The sequence below is a fragment of the Petropleomorpha daqingensis genome, assembly GCF_013408985.1.
GTDB lineage: Bacteria > Actinomycetota > Actinomycetes > Mycobacteriales > Geodermatophilaceae > Petropleomorpha > Petropleomorpha daqingensis.
In genome coordinates this window covers 345,969-368,305 of record NZ_JACBZT010000001.1, presented here as the reverse complement: position 1 = coordinate 368,305, position 22,337 = coordinate 345,969, and the positions used below count along the sequence as shown (strand labels likewise).

General features: G+C 74.0%; 23 protein-coding genes. 17 read left to right on the top strand and 6 right to left on the bottom strand.

Annotated elements, in window-relative coordinates; genetic code table 11:
- The first annotated feature begins 51 nt into the window (after nt 1–51).
- From GGQ55_RS01825 to GGQ55_RS01800, 6 genes are read left to right on the top strand one after another with little or no spacing between them, the layout of a single operon-like run.
- On the top strand, nt 52–456 hold the full coding sequence (locus GGQ55_RS01825; protein WP_218859126.1) for a Rieske (2Fe-2S) protein: 405 nt from the start codon (nt 52–54) through the stop codon (nt 454–456).
- On the top strand, nt 453–1,682 hold the full coding sequence (locus GGQ55_RS01820) for an NAD(P)/FAD-dependent oxidoreductase (RefSeq protein ID WP_179714852.1): 1,230 nt from the start codon (nt 453–455) through the stop codon (nt 1,680–1,682). Before GGQ55_RS01825 ends, GGQ55_RS01820 begins: the two co-directional genes overlap by 4 nt.
- A complete protein-coding gene (locus GGQ55_RS01815; RefSeq protein WP_179714851.1) occupies nt 1,682–3,133 on the top strand; it encodes an aldehyde dehydrogenase family protein in 1,452 nt (483 codons plus the stop codon). Before GGQ55_RS01820 ends, GGQ55_RS01815 begins: the two co-directional genes overlap by 1 nt.
- Nucleotides 3,130–3,555: a Rieske (2Fe-2S) protein gene (locus GGQ55_RS01810; protein WP_179714850.1), complete on the top strand. Its 426-nt coding sequence runs from the start codon at nt 3,130–3,132 to the stop codon at nt 3,553–3,555. Before GGQ55_RS01815 ends, GGQ55_RS01810 begins: the two co-directional genes overlap by 4 nt.
- The gene (locus tag GGQ55_RS01805) at nt 3,552–5,156 is read left to right on the top strand and encodes a gamma-glutamyltransferase family protein (protein WP_179714849.1); all 1,605 of its coding nucleotides are present in this window, start codon (nt 3,552–3,554) and stop codon (nt 5,154–5,156) included. Before GGQ55_RS01810 ends, GGQ55_RS01805 begins: the two co-directional genes overlap by 4 nt.
- Complete coding sequence (locus GGQ55_RS01800) at nt 5,149–5,574, top strand: RidA family protein (RefSeq protein WP_179714848.1); 426 nt, start codon at nt 5,149–5,151, stop codon at nt 5,572–5,574. The genes GGQ55_RS01805 and GGQ55_RS01800 overlap by 8 nt, the downstream gene beginning before the upstream one ends.
- A 128-nt stretch (nt 5,575–5,702) precedes the next feature.
- Here the strand turns inward: GGQ55_RS01800 and GGQ55_RS01795 are convergent, their stop codons facing one another.
- Both GGQ55_RS01795 and GGQ55_RS01790 read right to left on the bottom strand, forming a co-directional pair.
- On the bottom strand, nt 5,703–6,410 hold the full coding sequence (locus GGQ55_RS01795; RefSeq protein WP_179714847.1) for a hypothetical protein: 708 nt from the start codon (nt 6,408–6,410) through the stop codon (nt 5,703–5,705).
- 126 nt (nt 6,411–6,536) lie between these two features.
- Complete coding sequence (locus tag GGQ55_RS01790; protein WP_179714846.1) at nt 6,537–7,319, bottom strand: methyltransferase domain-containing protein; 783 nt, start codon at nt 7,317–7,319, stop codon at nt 6,537–6,539.
- Between the two features lie 47 nt (nt 7,320–7,366).
- On the opposite strand from GGQ55_RS01790, the gene GGQ55_RS01785 reads away from it, so the two are divergent.
- Nucleotides 7,367–8,191 (top strand): hypothetical protein, encoded by an 825-nt coding sequence (locus GGQ55_RS01785; protein ID WP_179714845.1) that lies wholly within the window; start codon nt 7,367–7,369, stop codon nt 8,189–8,191.
- Nucleotides 8,192–8,198: 7 nt separating this feature from the next.
- On the opposite strand, the gene GGQ55_RS01780 is transcribed toward GGQ55_RS01785, so the two are convergent.
- Nucleotides 8,199–8,654, bottom strand: coding sequence for a GlcG/HbpS family heme-binding protein (locus tag GGQ55_RS01780; protein WP_179714844.1), 456 nt, complete (start codon nt 8,652–8,654; stop codon nt 8,199–8,201).
- A gap of 140 nt (nt 8,655–8,794) precedes the next feature.
- On the opposite strand from GGQ55_RS01780, the gene GGQ55_RS01775 reads away from it, so the two are divergent.
- The gene (locus tag GGQ55_RS01775; RefSeq protein ID WP_179714843.1) at nt 8,795–10,498 is read left to right on the top strand and encodes a helix-turn-helix domain-containing protein; all 1,704 of its coding nucleotides are present in this window, start codon (nt 8,795–8,797) and stop codon (nt 10,496–10,498) included.
- Here the strand turns inward: GGQ55_RS01775 and GGQ55_RS01770 are convergent, their stop codons facing one another.
- Complete coding sequence (locus tag GGQ55_RS01770; protein ID WP_179714842.1) at nt 10,499–11,875, bottom strand: MFS transporter; 1,377 nt, start codon at nt 11,873–11,875, stop codon at nt 10,499–10,501.
- Nucleotides 11,876–12,048: 173 nt separating this feature from the next.
- On the opposite strand from GGQ55_RS01770, the gene GGQ55_RS01765 reads away from it, so the two are divergent.
- The 3 genes from GGQ55_RS01765 to GGQ55_RS01755 all read left to right on the top strand — a co-directional run bounded on the left by GGQ55_RS01765 (nt 12,049) and on the right by GGQ55_RS01755 (nt 15,173).
- The gene (locus tag GGQ55_RS01765; RefSeq protein WP_179714841.1) at nt 12,049–13,752 is read left to right on the top strand and encodes a hypothetical protein; all 1,704 of its coding nucleotides are present in this window, start codon (nt 12,049–12,051) and stop codon (nt 13,750–13,752) included.
- A gap of 108 nt (nt 13,753–13,860) precedes the next feature.
- Complete coding sequence (locus GGQ55_RS01760) at nt 13,861–14,802, top strand: hypothetical protein (protein WP_179714840.1); 942 nt, start codon at nt 13,861–13,863, stop codon at nt 14,800–14,802.
- Nucleotides 14,803–14,876: 74 nt separating this feature from the next.
- Nucleotides 14,877–15,173, top strand: coding sequence for a hypothetical protein (locus tag GGQ55_RS01755; protein WP_179714839.1), 297 nt, complete (start codon nt 14,877–14,879; stop codon nt 15,171–15,173).
- Between the two features lie 133 nt (nt 15,174–15,306).
- On the opposite strand, the gene GGQ55_RS01750 is transcribed toward GGQ55_RS01755, so the two are convergent.
- Nucleotides 15,307–16,224, bottom strand: a complete 918-nt coding sequence (locus GGQ55_RS01750) for a LysR family transcriptional regulator (RefSeq protein WP_179714838.1) — start codon at nt 16,222–16,224, stop codon at nt 15,307–15,309.
- Between the two features lie 113 nt (nt 16,225–16,337).
- Between GGQ55_RS01750 and GGQ55_RS01745 the strand changes: the two genes are divergently transcribed.
- The 3 genes from GGQ55_RS01745 to GGQ55_RS01735 are packed head-to-tail and all read left to right on the top strand — an operon-like array spanning nt 16,338 to nt 17,729.
- The gene (locus GGQ55_RS01745) at nt 16,338–16,685 is read left to right on the top strand and encodes an ArsR/SmtB family transcription factor (protein WP_366488538.1); all 348 of its coding nucleotides are present in this window, start codon (nt 16,338–16,340) and stop codon (nt 16,683–16,685) included.
- Nucleotides 16,682–17,116, top strand: a complete 435-nt coding sequence (locus GGQ55_RS01740; protein WP_179714837.1) for an SRPBCC family protein — start codon at nt 16,682–16,684, stop codon at nt 17,114–17,116. The genes GGQ55_RS01745 and GGQ55_RS01740 overlap by 4 nt, the downstream gene beginning before the upstream one ends.
- A 16-nt stretch (nt 17,117–17,132) precedes the next feature.
- Complete coding sequence (locus GGQ55_RS01735; protein WP_179714836.1) at nt 17,133–17,729, top strand: maleylpyruvate isomerase family mycothiol-dependent enzyme; 597 nt, start codon at nt 17,133–17,135, stop codon at nt 17,727–17,729.
- 5 nt (nt 17,730–17,734) lie between these two features.
- Here GGQ55_RS01735 and GGQ55_RS01730 read toward each other — a convergent pair whose 3' ends face one another.
- The gene (locus GGQ55_RS01730; protein ID WP_218859123.1) at nt 17,735–18,403 is read right to left on the bottom strand and encodes a DUF1345 domain-containing protein; all 669 of its coding nucleotides are present in this window, start codon (nt 18,401–18,403) and stop codon (nt 17,735–17,737) included.
- A 126-nt stretch (nt 18,404–18,529) separates the two neighbouring features.
- Here GGQ55_RS01730 and GGQ55_RS28160 point away from each other — a divergent pair, with 126 nt between their 5' ends.
- The 3 genes from GGQ55_RS28160 to GGQ55_RS01715 are packed head-to-tail and all read left to right on the top strand — an operon-like array spanning nt 18,530 to nt 22,332.
- Nucleotides 18,530–19,408, top strand: coding sequence for an FAD binding domain-containing protein (locus GGQ55_RS28160; protein ID WP_179714835.1), 879 nt, complete (start codon nt 18,530–18,532; stop codon nt 19,406–19,408).
- A 12-nt stretch (nt 19,409–19,420) separates the two neighbouring features.
- Nucleotides 19,421–19,927, top strand: a complete 507-nt coding sequence (locus GGQ55_RS01720; RefSeq protein ID WP_179714834.1) for a (2Fe-2S)-binding protein — start codon at nt 19,421–19,423, stop codon at nt 19,925–19,927.
- A complete protein-coding gene (locus tag GGQ55_RS01715; protein ID WP_179714833.1) occupies nt 19,924–22,332 on the top strand; it encodes an aerobic carbon-monoxide dehydrogenase large subunit in 2,409 nt (802 codons plus the stop codon). The genes GGQ55_RS01720 and GGQ55_RS01715 overlap by 4 nt, the downstream gene beginning before the upstream one ends.
- Nucleotides 22,333–22,337: the final 5 nt, after the last annotated feature.

Below are 22,337 nucleotides of genomic sequence, written 5' to 3'. Positions count from 1 at the left end.
GTCCCTGGCACTCCGCTCGTCCTCCCGCGAGCACAACCCCCGGAGCCGACCGTGACCCAGCCCGCCCTCCCCACCACCCCGGCCGACGGCGGCTCCTGGGTGCACGTGGCCGATCTCAAGGACGTCGGCCGCCGCAAGCGCAAGCAGGTCGAGGTGGGCGGCTGCCCGATCGCGCTGTTCCTCGTCGACGACGAGGTCTTCGCCGTCGACGACACGTGCATCCACCAGGAGAAGTCCCTCGCCAAGGGCACCCTTCTCAACGGTCAGGTGATCTGCCCCGGGCACCAGTGGCGGTTCGACCCGCGCACCGGCGAGCCCCAGGACCAGGACGGCAGGCTCGCCACCTACGCCGTGCAGGTCACCGAGGAGGGCGCGGTCCTCGTCGACCCGAACCCGGCCACCCCGCGCGTGCCCACCACGGCGGAATCCGCGATCACCAGCGGAGGCGCGTCGTGAGCGAGCCGACCCTGGTCGTCGTCGGCGCCGGCCACGTCGCCGCCTCCGCCGCCCGCGCGCTGCGCCGCCGCGGCTTCGCCGGCCCCGTCGTCCTGCTCGGCGACGAGCCGGTCGCCCCGTACGACCGCCCGCACCTGTCCAAGGAGCGGCTCGCCTCCGGTTCCGAGGCCGGGCTGTGGCTGCTCGACCCCGACTGGTGCGCGGCCAACGACGTCACCCTCCGCACCGGCACCCGGGTCGACCGCATCGACGCCGGCAGCGGCGCGGTCGTGCTCACCGACGGCGGGACCGTCCCGGCCGACCTCGTCGTCCTGGCCACCGGCGGCCGGCCGCGGACGCTGCCCGGCCTGGACGGCGACCGCGTGCACACCGTGCGCACCCTCGCCGACAGCGACCGGCTGCGCGAGCGGCTCACCCCCGGCCGGCGGATCGGCGTCCTCGGCGGCGGCTTCCTCGGCACCGAGATCGCCGCCGCGGCGGTCACCCGCGGCGCCGAGGCCGTCGTCTTCGACCTCGACCCGGTGCTCCTCGCCCGGGCGCTCGGCCCGGGCATCGGCGCCGCGATCACCGGGCTGCACCGCCGGCGCGGCGTCGACCTGCGGCTCGGCTCGCCGGTCACGTCGGTGCGACCCGGCCCGGAGGGCGTCGAGGTCGACACCGACGCGGGCACCGAGACCGTCGACGACCTCGTCGTCTGCATCGGGATCGTCCCGGACACCGACGTCGCGGTCCGCTCCGGGCTGGCCGTCGGCAACGGCGTCGACGTCGACGCGCACGGCCGGACCTCGATCCCCACCGTCTTCGCCGCCGGCGACGTCGCCGCGCACGACCACCCGCGCTACGGTCGGATCCGGGTCGAGCACGTCGACGTCGCCCAGCAGCAGGCGCAGGCCATCGCCTCGACCGTCGCCGGCCGGGCCAAGAGCTTCGCCGATCCGCACTGGTTCTGGACCGACCAGTACGACGTCAACGTCCAGGGCCTGGGCCTCGGCGGGATCCGCCCGGACGACGTCGCCATCACGCGCGGCGACCTCGACGAGCTCGACGGCACCGTGTTCTGGCTGCGGGACGGCGTGGTCGTCGGCGCGGCCTCGATCGAGCGCGGCGAGGACATCTCCGTCGCCCGCGAGCTGCTCGACCTGGAGATCCCCGTCCGCCCCGAGCAGCTGGCCGACGAGTCGGTCGAGCTCGAGGACCTGCTCGAAGAAGAAGAGGTGGGCGTCTGATGGCCGCCACGGTGCGCAACCTGGTCGACGGGACGTGGGTCGAGTCCGTCTCCGGCCGCAGCCGCGAGCGGCGCAACCCCGCCGACACCCGCGACGTCGTCTCGTGCTTCCCCGAGTCCGACGCCAAGGACGCCGACGCAGCGGTCTCCGCCGTCGCCGCCGGCTGGCAGGAGTGGGCCGACACCGCGCCCGAGAAGCGGGCGCAGGTGCTGCAGGACGCCGCCGACGTGCTCGAGCGCGAGCGGGCCGGACTGATTCCCCAGCTGGTCCGCGAGGAGGGCAAGACCCTCGCCGAGGCCACGATGGAGGTCTCCCGGACCCCGGCGAACCTGCGCTTCTACGCCGGTGAGGCGCTGCGCACGGCCGGGGTCACGCTGCCCACCGGCGACGGCAGCCTCGTGTTCACGCTGCGCGCGCCGGTCGGCGTGGTCGCGGCGATCACGCCCTGGAACTTCCCGCTGAACATCCCGTCCCGGAAGCTCGGGCCGGCGCTGGCCGCGGGCAACGGCGTCGTCTTCAAGCCCAGCGAGGTGACCCCGCTGCTCGGCCAGCGGCTGGTCGACGCCCTGCTCGAGGCCGGGCTGCCGGCCGGCGCCATCGCGGTGCTGCACGGTGGTGCCGAGGTCGCGCAGGCGCTGGTCGCCGACGAGCGGGTCGACGCGGTGACGTTCACCGGTTCGACGGCGGTGGGGGAGGCGATCCACCGCGCGGTGCCCGCCAGCCGGCGCACCCAGCTGGAGATGGGCGGCAAGAACCCGGTCGTCGTCCTGGAGGACGCCGACCTGGACCGGGCCGCGGCGCTGATCACGAAGGGCGCGTTCGGCCTGTCCGGCCAGGCGTGCACCGGTACCAGCCGGGTGATCGTGCACGCCGACGTCCACGACGCGCTGGTCGAGCGGATCGCCGCGAAGGCAGCGGCGCTGCGCCTCGGCCCCGGGCTCGAGCCCGGCGTCGACATGGGTCCGCAGGCCACCGAGCGGCAGAAGGACACGGTCCTCGGCTTCGTCCGCCGGGCCCTGGACGCCGGCGCTCAGCTCGTGACCGGTGGACCGGAGGAGCCGGAGGGCGACCACCTCGCGCACGGGCACTTCGTGCGGCCGACCGTCTTCACCGGCGTCGACCCCGCCTCGGAGCTGGCCACCGAGGAGGTCTTCGGGCCGGTGCTCGCGGTGCTGCTCGCCGGCGACCTCGACGAGGCGCTGGCCCTGGCCGACGCCACCCGCTTCGGGCTGTCGGCCGGGATCGTCACCGCCGACGTGGGTCGCGCCCTCACCTTCGCCCGCCGGGTCACCGCCGGCCTGGTCAAGGTCAACCAGCCGACGACCGGCCAGGCGATGAACGCCCCGTTCGGCGGACTCAAGAACAGCAGCACCCAGACGTCCAAGGAGCAGGCAGGGGAATCGATGATGGCCTTCTACACGGTCGACAAGACCGTCTACCTGAGCGCATGACCGAGGCCCGACAGGTGAGCGACGCCGAACTGGCGGCCGCGAAGACCGAGTGCGAGTTCGTGCGGATCTGCCGCAAGGGCCAGGTGCCCGAGGGCTACGTGCGGCGGTTCTACGCCGACACCGACCACGGGCAGGTGGAGATCGCGGTGGCCCGGCTCGACGGCCGCGCCTACGCCACCTCCAACTACTGCACCCACCTGGACTGCCTGCTCTCCTCGGGCAAGCTGCAGGACGACGGCATCCGCTGCTCGTGCCACAACAGCGTGTTCGACCTCGAGACCGGCGAGCCGATCCAGCCGCCGGCCACCGAGCCGATCCGCACCTACCCGGTGCGCGAGGAGGACGGCCAGGTGCTGGTCGGGCTCTCGGAGCGTGACGTGCTCGAGGGCGGTCCGCGCCGCCGCCGGCCACCGTCGGCATGAGCTGGCCGGCGGCCTGGGGTCCGGTCCGCACGCCCACCCTGGCCACCGGCGGCATCGTGGTCAGCAGCTCCCCCGCGGTGAGCGGAGCCGGCGCGCGCGTGCTGGCCGACGGCGGGACGGCGGTCGACGCCGTCCTGGCGATGACGGCGATGTCGTGGCTGGCGCTGCCCGGGCAGTGCGGGATCGGCGGCGACTTCTTCGCCGTCGTCCGCGAGCCCGACGGCCGCGTCTGGACGGTCACCGGCAGCGGCTACGGGCCCGACGGCGCCTCCGCCGAGGGGTACCTCGACCGGGGCATGACGGCGCTGCCGCTGACCGGGCCGCTGGCGGTGGCCACGCCCGGGGCGATCGGCGCGCTCGCGACCCTGCACGCGGTCGCCGGGACGCGGTCGCTGCCCGAGCTGTGGGCGCCGGCCGCCGCCGCGGCGCGCGGCGGCCTGCCGTGCACCGACAAGAACCGGCGCGACATCGCCGAGCACGCGGCCGCGCTGGCCGCGGACGACGACCTGGCCCGCTGGCTGCTCCCGGGCGGGCGGGTGCCGTCGGTCGGCGACCGGCTGCCCGCGCCGGAGCTCGCCGCGAGCATCGAGGCGCTGGCCCGCCGGCCGCGGTCGTTGTACCGGGGGCGCATCGCCGAGCGGGCCATCGGGCTGCTGCGCTCCGGCGGCGCCGAGTTCAGCGGCGACGAGTGGTCCGCGGGTGCCGACGTCCCGGTGGAGGGGTCGGTCAGCGCGCCGTACGGCGACGTCGTCGTCCACACCACGCCCCCGCCCACCCCGGGCTGGATGGTGCTCCAGCAGGCCGGGCTGCTCGACGGCCGGCTGGCCGGGCTGCCGGACGCCGACGCGGTGCACCTGCTCGCGCTCGCCGCGCGCCGCGCCTTCCGCGACCGCTACGAGCGCTGCGCCGCCGACGGCGACGCGTGGCGCTCGTTGCTCACCGTCGACGCGCTGCGAGCGGCCCGCGCCGAGCTGCAGGACGAGGACGCCGTGGTCGGCGGTCTCGGGGTGCACGGCGACACCACCAGCTGCGTGGCCGTCGACGGCGACGGGCGCGCGGTCAGCGCGATCTCGTCGCTGGCGTTCACCTTCGGCGCGCGGATCTCGATCCCGGGCACGGGCATCGCCCTGAACAACCGGCTGGGCCGCGGGGCGTACCTCCTGCCCGGGCACCCCAACGCGCTGGCCCCGCGCCGCAAGCCGCTGCACACCCTCAACGCGTGGCTGGCCACCGACCGCGCCGGGCGGCTGCGGCACGTGGGCAACACCCCGGGCGGCGACGGGCAGGTGCAGTGGAACGTGCAGCTGCTCACCGCCCTCGTCGACCGCGGGCTCGACCCGGCCGAGGCGGTCGCCGCGCCGCGCACGACCGTGCACCCCGGCAGCGACGCCGACGCGATCGGCAGCCCCGAGACCCTGCAGTGCGAGAGCCGGCTGGGCGCCGAGGTGCTCGCCGGCCTGGCCGAGCGGGGGCACGACGTGCGCGACGTGGGGGAGTGGGGTGCCGGCGGCAGCGCGCTGGTCGTCTCGGTGGACGCCGAGCGCGGCGTGCTCGCCGGGGCGGCCGACCCGCGGCAGGACGGGGTGGCGCTCGGTGTCTGACACCGCGGTCCCGCCGCAGGGCGCCTACGTCCCGGCCGTCGTGCACGGCGGGTTCGCCTGGACGGCGGGCATGACCCCGCGCCGGCACGGCGAGCTGGTGATCAGCGGCGTGGTGGGGCGCAACCTCGACGTGGCCGCGGCCAAGGAGGCGGCCGGGCTGGCCGCGGGCAACGCGGTGACCGCGCTGGTGGAGGCGGTCGGGCTGGCCGGCATCGTGCGCGCCCTCACGATGACCGTCTACGTGGTCGCGGTCGACGGCTTCACCGCGCACTCGGCGGTGGCCGACGGCGCCTCGGCGGTGCTGCGCGAGCGGCTCGGCGAGCGCGGGACGGTGGCCCGCACCGCGGTCGGCGTGAAGAGCCTGCCCTCCGGCGCGCCGGTCGAGGTTGCCCTGGTCGCCGCCGTCGTCACGAACTGAGCGCGGTAGGGGCTCGATCCTTCAGTCCACGTGATCGACCCGCGCAGCTCTGCACACTGAGCTCGAAAGCTAGGGGCCGGCTTCTGCACCCGGTCGACACCGCAGGCTCAGCACGCACCTCTAGCCGGTCATCTCCAGCCCTTGCGCACCTGCGGGAAGCTGGCGCGGATGTGCAGGCTGGTCGTTCCAGCTCGCTCGGTGCCCCCGCCAAGATCAAGGTCCAACTTCTTCAACTTGAGTCCAAGAGCGCCGTCGATCGCGTATGTGCGATTGCTCCTGATGTTGATCACCACCTCTGTGGCCCCGTTTTCGAGGACGCTGCTCACCGCCGCGGCGAAGCCCGGTTCGTCCGGCCAACGCAGCGGTCTAGGGTCGCGTGGTGCACTACCGGCGCCGTCGTGTCGGAAGTCGAATCCGCTGTTCTCGATGCGCTGTTGAGTCAACTCGCCACCCCGCCTGAGCACCTTGGCGCGAATTCCGCGGCGAACGGTCGCCTCGCCAAATGTCTCGCAGGTGATCGCGGAGGCCCCGAGAGTGTTCATGATCCGGATGGCCTCGTTGTACCGGTCACGGAGCGACCACTCGTCGTACTCCCCGAACGGGACCAAGAACGGTCCGGCCTCGCTGCTTACCTGGACATAGACGAGCGATGTCCGGATCGCACCCTCGACCGAACGCGCCCGTACCGCTGACGAGATCGGGCGCTGGTGAATCTCTACCTGGCCTTTGAGTTCGACCGGATTCTCGTCGTAGAACGCGACAAGCTGACTCAACTTCACACTCCCCTGGTGTGCGAACGCCTTGTTTCGCCATGGATTCGGAGCCAACTGCCGCACGCTGCACTACTTGTCGTCGTGATCGCGCCAGGGCCTGCGGCTGAGCCGAACGATGCAAGTGCCGAGGCTAGCGCCGTGCTCGCGAGGCGTCGCATCGGTCGCTGTTGGCTGGCCGAGCGGCGGCCGCTACTCGGCGACGGCGAGGAAGCAGTACCGGTTCAGGCTGAACAAGTAGGCGTCCTCCGCGCCGCGCTCCCGCAGGTCGGCCGTCCAGGCCTCGACGTCCTCGTCGGTCAGTCCCTGCCGGCCGCGGACGAACCGCGCGATCATCTCGATGTTCAGCGCGCTGAAGGTGTTCTCCTCGAGTCGGGGGTTGAACAGCGGGATCAGGTGCCGCCCGGTCACCCGGAAGCCGGCGCGCAGCAGCTGCCCCGGCAGCATGGCGGGCAGGTGGGGATGCACGAGGTGCTCCTCCCAGGCGGTCATGACGCGGCGGTGCAGCGCGCGATCGACGACGTGCCACACCACCGAGTCCCAGTCGGTGTCGAGGACGAGAGCTCGGCCACCAGGTCGCAGCACGCGACGCAGCTCCGACAGCGCCCGCGGGACATCGGCGACGTACTCGTAGACCTGGGTCGACACCGCGGCGTCGAAGTCACCGTCCGGGTACGGCAGCTCCACGGCGTCGCCGTCGTCGATCCTGACCCACGGCCGGTCCGCGACCAGGTCGCGGGCGACGGCGTTCATGGGCGCGCTCCGGTCGAGCCCGTGGACGGCGCCCTCGGCTCCGACGGCGTCGGCCAAGGACGCCACGAGGAAGCCGGGTCCCGAACCGATGTCGAGGACCCGCTCTCCGGGCCGGGCGGCGAGCAGGGCGAGGACCTCGGCGCGCTGCCGCACCACGTCCGGTGTGGAGTACAGCCGCACGATGTGGCGGGTGCCGCGCTCGTCGAACTGGAGCACCGACATGTCCGACCTCCTGCCGGGAGTGCAGCGTCTGTGCCGATAGAGGCAGCATGCGTCGTGCCCTGGCCGCCGTCGCCGTCCGGATCGCGACCCTGGTCGGCTCGCTCGCGCTGCTCTGCTTCGTCCTGCTGCACACGGTGGCAGACCCCACCCGGCCGGCCCGCATCGCCGACGCGGTGCTCAGCAGCACCGTGGGGAAGTCGGCGCTGACCTCAGCGCTCGCCGACGCCGTCCACACCGCGGCGCCCGCGGTGCCCGAGGAGACCGCGGAGCAGATCGCGGCCGCGGCGATCGGCGACCCCCGCCTCGGCGCCGCCGTCCGCGCCGCCGCGTCCGGGGCCGACGAGCTCGAGCTCGGGCCCGTGCTGCACGACGCGGCCGCCGGGATCGATCCGCAGCTCGCCGCCGCCGTCCCGACCGAGGGGCTCGCCGTGCCGGTGCCCGGCCGCGCGGCGATCACGTTCCTCGCGCCGATCCGCGAGCCCCTCACCACCGGCTGGCAGTGGGGGCTGGGCATCGCGCTCACCGCCGTCGCCGTCGCCCTGGTGGTCGCGCCGCGCCGGTCGCCGGTCCTGCGGCGCGTCGGGACCTGGTGCGTGGTGTCGGCGGCGGTCGGCGTCGTCGTCTTCGTCCTGCTGCCCTACGGGCTGACCGCCGCGCACCTCGGCGACTGGGGCGGCACCGCGGCGGTCGTGCTGACCGCTGCCGGTGACGGGGTCGCCGGCCCGCTGACCGTGCTGCTGGTCGGCGGGATCGTGCTGCTCGTAGCCAGCGTCGGCCTGCGCACCGTCGAGAGCTCGGCGGCGCGCGAGCCGCGGCGGGACGACCGGGTTCAGCCGGCCGCGGCAGCCCGGCGGATCGACACCTTCGGCTGACGCGCGCTCAGACGCCGGCGCCCAGGGTGGCCACGTGCTCGGCGAAGGCCTGCAGGGCCGCGGCGCCGACGGCCTTGTCCTGCTCGCCGTTGCCGCCGCTCACGCCGACGGCCCCGACGATCTGCCCCTCGTGCACGATCGGGAAGCCGCCGACGAAGATGGCGAACTTGCCGGGCAGCATGTGCGAGATGCCGAAGGCCTCGTTGCCGGGCAGCGCCGGGCCGTTCGGCGGCTCGTTGAACAGGTGCGTGGCCCGCTCGTGGCCGGCCGCGGTGAACGCCTTGGCCATCGCGATCTCCACGCCGGTCAGCCGGGCGCCGGGGAGCCGGTGCAGGGCGAGGACGTGCCCCCCGTCGTCGCAGATGCAGATCGTCTGCTTGACCCCGATCTCCTCCGCCTTCGCGCGGGCCGCCTTCAGCATGGGCAGCGCGTCGTCGAGGTCGATGCGGTAGATCTGGCGCACGAAGTCCTCCTCCTCCGGCGCGGGGCCTCCGCGCAGCGGTACGACACCCACCTTGGGGGCTGGACGATCCGCTCGGCAATGGTGAGACTGCCGTGCTACAGGCGCACAGCGTTGTGCACCTTGACCCATCGGAGGGCCCCATGCCCCACAGCTATTCGGACGATGCGCTCACCCTCGCGCGGCTCCTCCAGGAGCCGGTGCTGCGGCGGGCGCGCATCCACGCCGGCCGGGCCGGCGCGGTGACGCGGCTGGAGTGGGTCGCCCCCTGGTCGGTGGCCGTCCACCAGGACGACCCGCTGACCGGCGTGCTGGTGCACGCGCACACCGACGAGCTCACCGAGGCCGGGACGAGCGTGGTGACGGCGGCCAGGGACCTGGCCGACCGCGGTGCCGCTGCCCTGCTGCTGGACGGGCACACCCCGGCGCCCGAGGACGCCGAGGCCGCGTGCGCCCTGACGCTGGTGACGATGGCCGACCGGGTGCCGTTCGCCGTGGTCAACCGGCTGGTCGCCGACCTCACCCTGGCCCGCGAGACGCACGTGCTGCGCTACGGGCTGACCGTGCACCGCGCGCTCGCCGAGCTGCTCTACCGGGGCGCCGAGCTCTCCGCGCTGTGCAGCCAGATGTCCCGGATGAGCGGGCGCCCGGTGGCCGTGTTCGACAGCCAGGGCACCCTGGCCGCCCTCGAGCAGCGGCTGCCGCGCACGGTGGAGCCGGCCGAGCTGGGCCGGGCGTTCGCCGAGCAGGCCGAGGCGCTGGGCACGCACCAGCCGCCCGAGGAGCTGCACCCGCGGGTCGCCGAGTTCGTGCTGGCCGGACGCGAGGTGGCCTGCGTGCTCACCCCGATCGTGCTCGGTGGACGGCACGACGGCTGGATCCTGCTCATCGAGGACGGCGACGACCCGCACCCGCACGACCTGGCCGAGCACCGGGTGCTGGTCGAGCAGGCCGCCCCGATCGTCGGCACCGAGATGCTGCGGCTGCGCAGCGTGCAGCGGGCCAAGGAGCAGGCGCGCGGCGACTTCGTGCACGGCCTGCTGCACGGGCGCTTCGCCACCCTCGAGGACATCAGCGCCCGGGCGGCGCACTACGAGTTCCCGGTGCGGTCGTGGTTCGGGGTGCTCGTGGCCTCCGGGATCACGCAGCCCGGGGACGCCGACTCGCCGGCCCGGCTGCAGACCCTGGCGCTGCAGGCGGCCCGGCTGCTGCCGGAGCAGGAGCGGCACACCCAGGCGGCGATGGTCGGCGACGTCCTCGTCGTGGTCCGCGAGGTGGCCCGCCGCGGCACGATGGGCACCCCCGACGCGGCGATGACCGGCGTCGCCGAGTACGCCGCCGCGCTGCACAAGTACCTGTCCCGGCGCAAGGACCAGGCCGGCCGCCCGGTGCGGGTCACCTACGGCCGGCCGGTGGTCGGCGCGCTGGCGATCCCCGACGGCTACCGCGAGGCCCGCATGGCGCACGGCCTGCAGCAGCGCCTGGGGCTGCCGCCGGTGTGCGGCTACCAGGACCTGCGGGTGCACGCCGTCCTGGAGGACGTCGCCGAGAGCCGCACCGGCCGCTCGTTCGCCGCGGACATCCTCGCCCCGCTGCGCGACCCGGCCGCCGGCGACCTCGAGACGGCGGTGCTGGCCTACGTCGCGAGCGGCGGCAACGTGAACGCCTCCGCCCGGGACCTGCACATCCACCGCAACACGATGCTCTACAAGCTCGACCGGGCCTCGCGGCTGCTCGGGATGGACCTGCGGCAGGCGGACAACCAGTTCGCGGTGTGGCTGGCGCACACCCTCGACCTGCTGGCCAGCACGACCGCCGAGGTCGACCGGGTCGTCAAGCCCGCGTGACTACGCGGCCGGCATCTCGCGGCCCACGAAGCTGATCCCCAGGCCGAGCGCGGCGACCGCGGCGGTGCCGCCGAACAGCCAGGCGAGCCCGTCGGGCCAGGCCGCGGCCACCGCCGCGGTGCCGACCGCGGCGCCGACGAACCGCATCATGTTGAACAACCCCAGCCCGGCGCCGCGCTGCCCGGCCGGCGACCGGGTGGCGCCGGTCAGCGCCGGTGTCTGCACCAGTGCGATCCCGACGCCGGCGGCCACGAGCAGCGCGGCCAGCGGCAGCAGGTGCCGCACGCCGGCGCCCAGCGCCACGGCGAGCCCCGCGTCGACGGCGACCAGCAGGCCCAGCCCGGTCCGCAGCACCGGCCGCGGGCCGACCCGGTCGGCCAGCAGCCCGACCAGCGGGGCGAGCACCGCCCACACCAGCGGCAGCGCGAACACCAGCAGCCCGGTGACCGAGGCCGACACCCCGATCACGCCGGTCAGGTACAGCGGCACCGCGACCAGGACGGCGGCCAGGCTGCTCTGCTGCACGAACACCCCGGTGGCGCTGCGCAGCCAGCGCACCTCCACGAGCAGCCTCGGGTCGATGAACGGGTCGCTGCGGCGCAGACTGGTCAGGACGAAGACCGCCAGCGAGCCCAGCCCGAGGACGACGCCGGCGGCCGCGAGCCACCCGGGGACACCGGGTTGCGGAGCGGCGGTGATCGCGGACATCAGCAGGGCGACCCCGACCGTCAGCGACCCTGAGCCCAGGCCGTCGATCCGGGCGCGCACCGCCGGGTCCCGCGGCATCGCGCGCCAGGTCACCACCAGCACGGCGACGGTCAGGGGGGCGAGGCCGACGAAGATCGCCCGCCACCCGAACGCGTCGGCCACCAGGCCACCGATCGGCGGTCCGATCGCCTGCCCGACCCCGTTCGCCGCGCCCCAGGTCCCCATGACCCGGCTGCGCTGCGCGGCCGGCCAGGTGCGCGCCAGCGTGCCCATCACCGCGACCGGGACCGCCGCGCAGCCCAGGCCCTGCAGCGCGCGGGCGACCACCAGCAGGCCCAGCGTCGGGGCGACGGCGGCGCCGACCGTGCCCACCAGGAGCACGCTGAGCGCGAGCAGCAGGGTTCGCCGGCGGCCGAGCCGGTCGCTGATCCAGCCGGTCAGCGGCATGGCGACGGCGAGCACGAGCACCGACGCCGAGGCGACCAGCACGCCCTGGGTGACCGGCGCGGCGAAGTCCTCCGTGATCTGCCGCAGCGGCACGTTCACGATGTTGTTGCTGATGGTGCCCAGCACCGTCGCGCCCAGCAGCGCCACGAGCAGCGGCCCCCGGCGCACGGCCTGCGGTACCGGGAGGGTCGCCGCGACCGGCTCCGTCGTCGTGTCCGACACCGCCGTCCTCCCGTTACCCCGATCGACTGACAGCGTCACAGCCTGTTCATGCTGCGACTACGGCAGGCTGCACATTCGGGACCCCCGCCTCTGTGCACTTCGCTCATGGACGCGTCCACCTGCATCGAGGACCTTTTTGCTCCATCACATCGGCTCTCCCGACAGGGGAAACCATGCATCTGACGGCAGCGCACTGGGTCTTCCTGGCGGGGGTCATCGTCATCCTCGCCACGATGATCATGCGCAAGAACATCGTGGTGCCGGCGGTGGTCGCCACCTTCCTCACCGCGCTCGTGTACACCGGCTCGCTCGCGACCGGCCTCTCGTCGGTGTTCAACGCCAGCCTCGTCGCGGCCACGAGCCTGTTCAGCATCTTCCTGATCATCGCGATGGTCACCGCGATGCTCAGGTCGCTGGAAGGTCTCGGTGCCGACCGCCGCATGGTCGCGCCGTTCCGCAAGGTGATGCGCAACGGTCACCTCGCCTTCTGGACGCTGGTGATCGTCACCTACTTCATCTCGCTGTTCTTCTGGCCGACGCCCGCGGTCCCGCTGATCGGCGCCGTGCTGGTGCCGGTCGCGATCCGCGCCGGGCTGCGTCCGCTGGCCGTCGGCTTCACCGTCGCGATCGCCGGCCAGGGCATGGCGCTGTCGTCGGACTACGTCATCCGCGTGGCTCCCGGCCTGTCGGCGACCGCGGCGAGCACCGACCCGAACGTCGTCGCCGACCGGGCGTTCGTCCTCTCGCTGATCGTCGGCGGCATCGCGCTGGCCATCGGCTACGCGATGGAGCTGCGCAAGATGCGCCGGCCCTCCGACGAGTGGCTGGAGGACTGGGAGACCGCGGCCGACCGCGGGACCGCCGTGGCCGACGCCGAGGAGATCATCGACGAGGACCCGCTGGCCGGTGGCAGCGGCGTCGCGGCGAGCTCCGGCGGCGGGGGCGGCTCCGGTCGCGTGACGGTGCCCGTCGGTCCCGGCGGCGGTGGCGGCAGCCCGGTTGCGACCGAGGAGCGGCAGCTGGTCACCACGGGCGGGCGGCTCCTGCCGCCCGACGAGGAGGTCGAGCGGGCCGAGCACATCGTCGGTCACGGCGTGGCGCTCCGGGGCACCCCCGCCGGTTCGCCGGTGGCGGCCGAGGAGCACACGATCACCGTCGCCGACAAGCCCGGCGCGTCGAAGTTCTTCGCCGTCTTCGTGCCGCTGGCCTACCTGGCCCTGATCGTCTACCTGATCGTCGCCAGCGTCTCCGACTCGGTGCCCGACCTGCAGGGCGGCGACGCCGCGGCCCTGGTCGGCGGGATCGCGCTGCTCACCATGTTCGGTGCCTCGTTCGCCCGGGACCGCTCGTCGTTCCTGGAGACCTCGGCGGAGCACATCGTCGACGGCCTCGTGTTCGCCTTCAAGGCGATGGGCGTGGTCCTCCCGATCGCCGGGTTCTTCTTCCTCGGCAACGGCGACTTCTCCGCCCAGATCATGAGCCTGGGCGAGGGCGCGAAGGGCCCGGCGTTCCTCTACGACCTCGTCGTCGCCGGGCAGAACCAGCTGCCGGCCAACGGGCTGATCACGGCCTTCGGCATCCTGATCGTCGGCATGGTGGCCGGCCTCGAGGGCTCCGGCTTCTCCGGTCTGCCGCTGACCGGCTCGCTCGCCGGCTCGCTGTCCCACGGCGCCGGCGTCAGCAGCCCGACGCTGGCCGCGATCGGCCAGATGGGCAACATCTGGTCCGGCGGCGGCACGCTGGTCGCCTGGTCCTCGCTGCTCGCGGTCGCCGGCTTCGTCCGGGTGCCCGCGGTGGAACTGGCGAGGAAGTGCTTCCTGCCCGTGGTCGCCGGGTTGGTGATCTGCACCGTCTTCGCGGTGGTGGTCTTCGGTTAGCGACCCGATCGGACCCAGCAGCCCCGGACCGTTCGGCGGTCCGGGGCTGCTGTGCGTCCGCCCGACCGGGGGATGTCGCGCGGGCCAGGCTCTGACAAGGTCGAAGGCGTGGACTTCGACGAGGTGGCCGACGAGCTCTACGCCGTCGCGCCCGAGGAGTTCATCGCCGCGCGCCGCACCCGCGAGGAGGAGGCGCGCGCCGAGGGCGACCGGGTGCTCGCCAAATCGATCTCCCAGCTGCCCAAGCCGTCGCTCGCCGCGTGGGCGACCAACCTGCTGGTGCGCGAGCACCGCGAGGAGATCGAGTCGCTCGTCGAGCTCGGCGGGCTGCTGCGCGAGGCGCAGGAGAGCCTGGCCGGCGCGGAGCTCAAGGCCCTGTCGGTGCAGCGCAACCAGCTGCTCGCCGCGCTCAGCCGGCAGGTGGTCGGGCTGGCCCGCCGGCACGGGCACCCGGTGAGCAGCGGCATCGCCGGGCAGGTGGAGGAGACGCTGCGCGCAGCGATGGCCGACCCCGACGCGGGCGAGGCGGTGCTGTCGGCCCGGCTCACCTCGTCGCTGTCCTACAACGGGCTCGGCACCGGGCAGCGGCCGGAGCTGCGCGTCGTCCGGACGCCGCCGGAACGCCCGGCACCGGCGAAGCCGGCCCCGAAGCAGAGGACGACGGCCGAGGACCGCAAGCGCACCGCCGAGGAGCGCCGCCGCCAGGCCGAGGAGGCCGCCCGGCGCGAGGCCGAGGAACGCCGTCGCCGGGAGATCGCCGAGGCGCGGGAGGCGGTCGAGGACGCCGTCCGGACGGCGGAGGAGGCCGCCGAGGCCGCCGAGCGCGAGCAGGAACGCGCCGACGAGCTGGAGGGCCGGCACAAGGAGCTGGAGGGGCGCGTCCAGCAGCTCACCGACGAGCTCGCCCGCACCCGCGAGGAGTGCCACGCGGTCGGCGCGCAGCTGCCCCGGGCGCAGCGACGCCGGCAGGCGGCGGCCCGGCGCGCGGCCGACGCGGTCGGCGAGCGGGACAAGGCGCAGGCGCGGCTGGCGGAGCTGGAGGGGGCCTGACCCGCTCGCCTTGCCGCGCACCGGGGGCGGGGCCAGACTCGCCCGCACCTGCCCGACCACGCGCGGAGGTCCGCATGAGCGCACCCATCGACGACGGCGCCCCCGACGACGCGCGCAGCGGCGCGGACGTCGCCGAGGCGATCGACGTGGCCGAGGCGGGCAGCCAGGTGCAGGCGCCGCACGACCGCGGGCAGTTCGACACGTCCGGCGAGGCGCCGGTCGAGCAGGTCCGCGACGACCCGGAGATGACCGAGGGGCAGGTCGTCCACGGCTCGGGCGGCGAAGGCGGGACGACGTCCGGCGGGACCGAGGGCGTCAGCTCCGGCGCCGCCCAGTCGGTGCGCGGCGCCCGCCCCGTCGACGAGGCTTAGCCGGTCCACCGTCTCTGTCGCCGCGTCGTGGCGCGGCTCTCCAACCGGTCACGCGGCTGTGCCCACGGGAGCCGGCGACGAGCAACTGGTTGCGGAGTGGCAGGGGCGCGGAATCCGCGCCGTGCCACTCCGACTAGCTCCAGAGCTCGACGCGGACCGTCGGGCGGGGACGGCCGGACCGGCGGGACCGGGCGAGCAGCGCGGTCGTCGCGTCCGGCGTGGTGAGGAACCGCTGCAGCGCCCGCGCCGGACCGGTCGCCCGGCCCTGCCCGGGCACCGTCGCCCACCACATCCCCTCCACCGGCGTGCCCTCGACCGGCAGCCGCACCAGGGTGCCCCGCCGCAGGTCGCCGGTGACGAGGTGCGCCAGCGCCAGGACGACGCCCCGTCCGGCCCGCGCCGCATCCAGAGCCGCGGCCTCGCAGTCGACCGCCTCGGGCACCGGCGGCTCGGGCAGCCCCGACGCCCAGCGCGCCTCCGCGCTGCCCGGGTCGAAGCCGCCCGGGCCGGCCAGCCAGCGGGCTGAGCCGAACCGGACGCCGGGCGCCGCGACGACCACCCGCCGGTAGCGCAGGAACGGGACCGACTCCAGCTGCTGGCCCGGCAGCGGCAGCGGCCACGGGCCCAGCGCGATGTCGTACAGGTCGTCGGCCAGGCCGGCCGCGACGTCGCTGCCGCCGACCCGGACCTCGACCGCGCAGCCCGGCGTCCGCTCCTCGAACGCCGCCAGCAGCCGGCGGAGGTGCTCGGCGCACGCGCCGGCCGCCAGGATCCGCAGGGCCCCGGACGACGACGCCGCCCGGACGACGTCGCGGCGGGTGCGGTCGGCCAGCCGGACCAGCTCGCGTGCCCGGCCGGCCAGCGCCCGCCCGCCGGGGGTGAGCGAGATGCCGCTGCCGGCGCGGACGAACAGCGCGTCGCCGAGGTCCGCGCGCAGCGCCGCGATCGCGGCTGAGACCGCCGGTTCGCTGACGCCGAGGGCCGCCGCCGCGGCGCGCAGCGACCCGAGCTCGGCCACGAGCGCGAAGGTCCGGAGTTGGGTGAACGTCACTGGCGCGCCCCTCATAACCGGTCGGTTATCGGGAGACTGCCGCGCCGAGGTTCTTCGGACAAGCCCTCCGTTCTCCAGTTGACGCTTGATCAAGCATCTACTTGAATACCCGCGTGGGCGCCACACTCGACGACGAGCGGCTCGACGCGATGTTCGCGGCTCTGGCCGACCGCACCCGGCGCGACATCGTGACCCGGCTCAGCCGCGGCGAGGCGACCGTGAAGGAGCTGGCGGCGCCCCACTCGATGAGCCTGCAGGCCGTGTCGCAGCACATCGGGGTGCTCGAACGGAGCGGCCTGGTCAGCCGCGGCCGGTACCGGCAGACCCGCCCGTGCCGACTCGAACCGGAGGCGCTGGAGGCCGCGGTCTCGTGGATCGAGGAGAGCCGGCGGGCGTGGGCAGAGCGGATGGACCGGCTCGACGCGCACCTGGCGCACCTGCAGGGCGGCCAGGCGCGGTGAGCGAGGACGAACTCACCTACCGCCGGATCTTCCGCGCGCCGCGCGACCTGGTGTGGCGGTGCCTCACCGAACCCGCTGAGCTGGCGCAGTTCTGGGGTCCCCGCGGCATGACCACCCCGCTGGACGGCATCGTCCTCGAGCTCCACCCCGGGGGCCGGTTCGAGACCCTGATGGTCGGCGAGCACGGCAGCTACCGGATGGTCGCGACGTTCACCGAGGTCGTCCCACCCGAGCGGCTCGCCTGGATCGAGCCGGCGAGCGGTGTGCACACGACCGGCACGCTCACCGACCTCGGCGACGGCGGCACCGAGATCGTCATCCACCAGCGGCACGTGCCCGAGCCGATGCGCTCACCGGAAGCCCGGGCGGGCTTCCTCACCTCCCTCGACAAGCTCGAGGAGCACCTCGCCCGCTCGACCGAGTCCACCTGATCCGAGAGGACCGACCATGACCGACCTCCAGCGCTGGGTGTCCCCGACCTACGAGGGCCTGGCCGATCTGCTCGCCGCCGCGGGCGACGACACCTGGGACGCCCCCTCGCTGTGCGAGAAGTGGCAGGTCCGCCACGTGGTGGCGCACGTGACGATGCCGGCGCGGCTGACGCCCGAGCAGTTCGGCGCGGAGATGGCGGCCGCCGGCGGGGACTTCGGCGTGCTCTCCGACACCGTGGCGGCCCGTGACGGCGCCCTGCCCCCTGCCGAGCTGCTGGCGGCGCTGCGGTCGCCGCTGCTGCACGCGTGGCAGCCACCCGGCGGCGGCGCGGCCGGTGCGCTGAGCCACGCCGTCATCCACTCCCTCGACGCCACCGTCGCGCTCGGGCAGCCGGCCGTGGCGCCGGCGGCGGCCGTGGTCGCCGTCCTCGAGCAGATCACCGCCGCCCACGGCGCGTGGTTCGGCGTCGACCTGACCGGCGTCCGGCTCGAGGCCACCGACATCGACTGGAGCTGGGGCGACGGGAACGTCGTCCGTGCCGACGGCGGTGCACTCGTGGCACTCGTGAGCGGCCGTGCCCTGCTCGACGGCCGAGCGCTGCCTCGCGGCTGAGGCGCTCAGCCGCTGGACAGGCTCGCGACCAAGTTGATCGTCGTGGCGAGGATGCCGGTGCCGAACAGGTAGGACAGCAATGCGTGGCGCAGCACCGCCCCCCGGATCTTCGAGGAGCCGACGTTGGTGTCCGAGACCGCGTACGACATCCCGATCGTGAACGCGAAGTAGGCGAAGTCGCGGTACGCCGGTCGCGTGTGCTCGTTGAAGTCGATGCCCCCCTCGGGGTGGCCGTAGTAGAGCGCCGCGTACCGCTGCGCGAACAGGGTGTGCACCATCGCCCAGGACGCCGCGACCGACACCAGCGACAGCCCGATGCGCAGCGTGTCCGCGGCCGTCCCCGGCTCCCCGCGGGTGAGCAGCACGCCGACGGCGACCAGGCTGGCGATCGCGGATCCCAGCAACGCGAGGTCGGCGCCCAGCCGGTCGAGGTCGGTCGACATCGCACGGCTCTTCGTCCGCGTGTGGTCCCAGCGCCGCAGGACGAGCGCGAGCCGCCCGGTGTAGGTCACCGCCACGACGTCCCAGCCCACGAGCACCGCCGCCACCCAGGACAAGGGCGTGAGGGTGCCCACCAGGACGACGACGACGGCCCCCAGACCGAGAGCGACCATCGCCTCCTTCTCCGCAGCGCCCCAGCGCAGTCGCCGCTTGGGTGCGGGTTGCTCGTCCATCGCCGTCCTCCTGTCCGCGGTCGATAAGCGGTTCCTTATCACGCCGTTGACACCGTTCCGGGCGCCGACGAGCCTGCCGCTCACCAGGGCTCCAGCGTCGGAGCCCCAGGTCATGGGGGTGCGCCCGTGCAGACTCCGGCTCCGTTCGACTACGTCCGAGCCAGCAGCGTCGCCGAGACGCTCGAGCTGCTCGCCCGGCACGGGCCCGAGGCCCGCGTCATCGCGGGCGGGCACAGCCTGCTCCCGATGATGAAGCTGCGGCTGGCGCGGCCCGATTGGCTCATCGACATCAACGATGTCGCCGAGCTCGACCACATCACCGAGGAGCCCGACCGGCTGCGGATCGGCGCGCTCACCCGGCACGCCACACTGCTCGCCTCCGACCTGGTCGGCCGCCTGTTCCCGATCGTGCACGACGCCGAACGGGTCATCGCCGACCCCGTCGTCCGCAACCGCGGCTCGATCGGCGGCTCGCTCGGCCAGGCGGACCCGGCCGAGGACCTCACCACCGTCTGCGACGTGCTCGACGCCGAGATCGTCATCGCCTCACCCGGCGGGGAGCGGGTGCTCGGCATCGCCGACCTGCACCGCGGCCCGTACGAGACCGCCTGCGAGCAGAACGAGCTGATCACCGAGATCCGGCTGCCGATCCGCAGCCGGCACGGCAGCGCCTACGAGAAGGTCGAGCGCCGCGTCGGTGACTGGGCGGTCGCGGCCGCGGGTGCCTCCGTCGTCCTCGCCGACGACGGCACGATCGAGGACGTCACCGTCGGGCTCACCGCGCTCGGCGTGGAGGGCTGCGTGCCCGGGATGCTCGAGGCGATCTGCCAGCAGCGCCCGTCGGAGGAGCTGTACGCCGAGGCCGGCCGGATCGCCGCCGCGGCCAGCGCGCCGGTCGAGGACCAGCGCGGACCCGTCGACTACAAGCGGCACCTCGCCGACGAGCTCACCCGCCGCGTCCTGCGCCGCTCCGTCGAGCGCGCCGGCGCGATGGTCCCGGCCTGAGAAGGGAACGACATGCAGATCACGACGACGGTGAACGGCACCGAGGTCACCAGGGACGTCGAGCCGCGGCTGCTGCTCGTGCACTTCCTGCGCGACACCCTCGGGCTCACCGGCACCCACTGGGGCTGCGACACCAGCAACTGCGGCACCTGCGTCGTCCTCATGGACGGCGAGCCGGTGAAGTCCTGCACCGTGCTGGCCGCGATGACCGAGGGGCACGAGGTCCGCACCGTCGAGGGGCTGGCGACGGGCGGCACCCTCGACCCGGTCCAGCAGGGCTTCATGGAGGAGCACGGCCTGCAGTGCGGGTTCTGCACCCCCGGGATGATGCTCACCGCCCGCGCGCTGCTCGACCGCTCGCCCGATCCCGACGAGACCGAGATCCGCGAGGCCATCTCCGGGCAGATCTGCCGCTGCACCGGCTACGCCACGATCGTCCGCTCGGTGCGCTGGGCCGCCGAGCACCCGGCAGAGGCCGCTGCCTCTGACATCAAGGCCGCCGAGGAGGTCCCGGCATGACCACCACCGAGGAACGGCCGGTGCAGGCCCGCGAGGCCAACCCCGCGATGACCTCGGCCGACCGGCCGATCGGCTTCGGGCGGGTGCAGCGCAAGGAGGACCCGCGGTTCATCCGCGGCAAGGGCCGCTACCTCGACGACATCGTGCTGCCCGGGATGCTCTACGGCGCCGTCCTGCGCTCGCCCCTGGCCCACGCGCGGATCGTCTCGATCGACACCACCGAGGCGCTGGCCCACCCCAAGGTGCACGCCGTTATCACCGGCAAGGACCTCGAGGGGCTCAACCTCGCGTGGGCGCCGACCCTGTCGGCCGACGTCATGGCGATCCTGGCCACCGACAAGGTGCGCTTCCAGGGGCAGGAGGTCGCGTTCGTCGTCGCCGACGACCGCTACTCCGCCCGCGACGCCCTGGAGCTCATCGACGTCGAGTACGAGGAGCTGCCGCCGGTCATCGACGCCCGCCGGGCGATGGACCCCGGCGCCGCGGTGATCCGCGACGACCTCGAGGGCCGCACCGACAACCACATCTTCGACTGGGAGGCCGGCGACGCCGCGGCCACCGCCGCCGTCTTCGCCCGCGCCGACGTCGTCGTCAGCGAGGAGGTCGTCTACCCGCGGGTGCACCCGGCCCCGATGGAGACCTGCGGCGCGGTCGCCGACTACGACCCGATCGACGGCAAGCTCACGCTCTACGAGACCACCCAGGCCCCGCACGCCCACCGCACGCTCTACGCGATGGTGGCCGGCATCCCCGAGCACAAGATCCGGATCATCGCCGGGGACATCGGCGGCGGCTTCGGCAACAAGGTCGGCATCTACCCGGGCTACGTCTGCGCCGTCGTCGGCTCGATCGTGACGGGCAAGCCGGTGAAGTGGGTCGAGGACCGCTCGGAGAACCTGATGAGCACCTCGTTCGCGCGCGACTACATCATGCAGGGCGAGGTCGCGGCGACCCGCGAGGGCAAGATCCTCGCCGTCCGGACCAAGGTGCTCGCCGACCACGGCGCGTTCAACGCGACCGCCCAGCCGACCAAGTACCCGGCCGGCTTCTTCTCGATCTTCACCGGCAGCTACGACCTCGAGGCCGCGCACTGCTCGGTCACCGGCGTCTACACCAACAAGGCGCCCGGCGGCGTGGCCTACGCCTGCTCGTTCCGGGTCACCGAGGCCGTGTACCTCGTCGAGCGGATGGTCGACGTCCTCGCCGCCGAGCTGAACATGGACCCGGCCGAGCTGCGGCTGAAGAACTTCATCCGCCCCGAGCAGTTCCCCTACCCGAACAAGACCGGCTGGGAGTACGACTCCGGCGACTACGAGCCCACGATGCGGATGGCCATGGACATCGCCGGCTATCCCGAGCTGCGGCGGGAGCAGGCGGAGAAGCGGGCGCGCGGCGAGCTCATGGGCATCGGCGTCTCGTTCTTCACCGAGACCGTCGGCGCCGGCCCGCGCAAGCACATGGACATCGTCGGGCTGGGCATGAACGACGGCGCCGAGGTGCGGGTGCACCCCACCGGCAAGGCGGTCGTCCGGCTGTCGGTGCAGACCCAGGGCCAGGGCCACGAGACGACGTTCGCGCAGATCGTCGCCGAGGAGCTGGGCATCCCGCCCGAGGACATCGAGGTCGTGCACGGCGACACCGACCAGACGCCGTTCGGGCTCGGCACCTACGGCAGCCGGTCGACACCGGTCAGCGGGGGAGCGGTCGCGCTGGCCGCGCGCAAGGTCCGCGACAAGGCCCGGGCGGTCGCCGCGGCGATGCTCGAGACCCGGCCCGAGGACCTCGAGTGGGAGAAGGGCCGCTTCTACGTCAAGGGCGACCCGTCGGTGGGCAAGACGATCCAGGAGATCGCGCTCGGCACGCACGGCACGGTCGCGCTCCCGGACGGCGTCGACGGCAACCTCGACGCCGAGGTCACCTACGACCCGCCGAACCTGACCTTCCCGTTCGGTGCCTACATCTGCGTGGTCGACGTCGACCCCGGCACCGGCAAGGTGAAGGTGCGCCGGTTCGTCGCGGTCGACGACTGCGGCACGCGGATCAACCCGATGATCGTCGAAGGCCAGATCCACGGCGGGCTCGCGGACGGCGTCGGGATGGCGCTCATGGAGTTCATCGGCTTCGACGAGCAGGGCAACTGCCTCGGCGGGTCGTTCATGGACTACCTGATCCCGACCTCGATGGAGGTGCCGGACTGGGAGACCGGCTACACGGTCACCCCGTCGCCGCACCACCCGATCGGCGCCAAGGGCATCGGGGAGTCGGCGACGGTCGGCTCGCCGCCGGCGGTGGTCAACGCCGTCGTCGACGCCCTCGCCCCGTTCGGCGTCACGCACATGGACATGCCGTGCACCCCGGCCCGCGTGTGGGAGGCGATGCAGGGCCGGCCGACCCCGCCGGTGTGATGTCC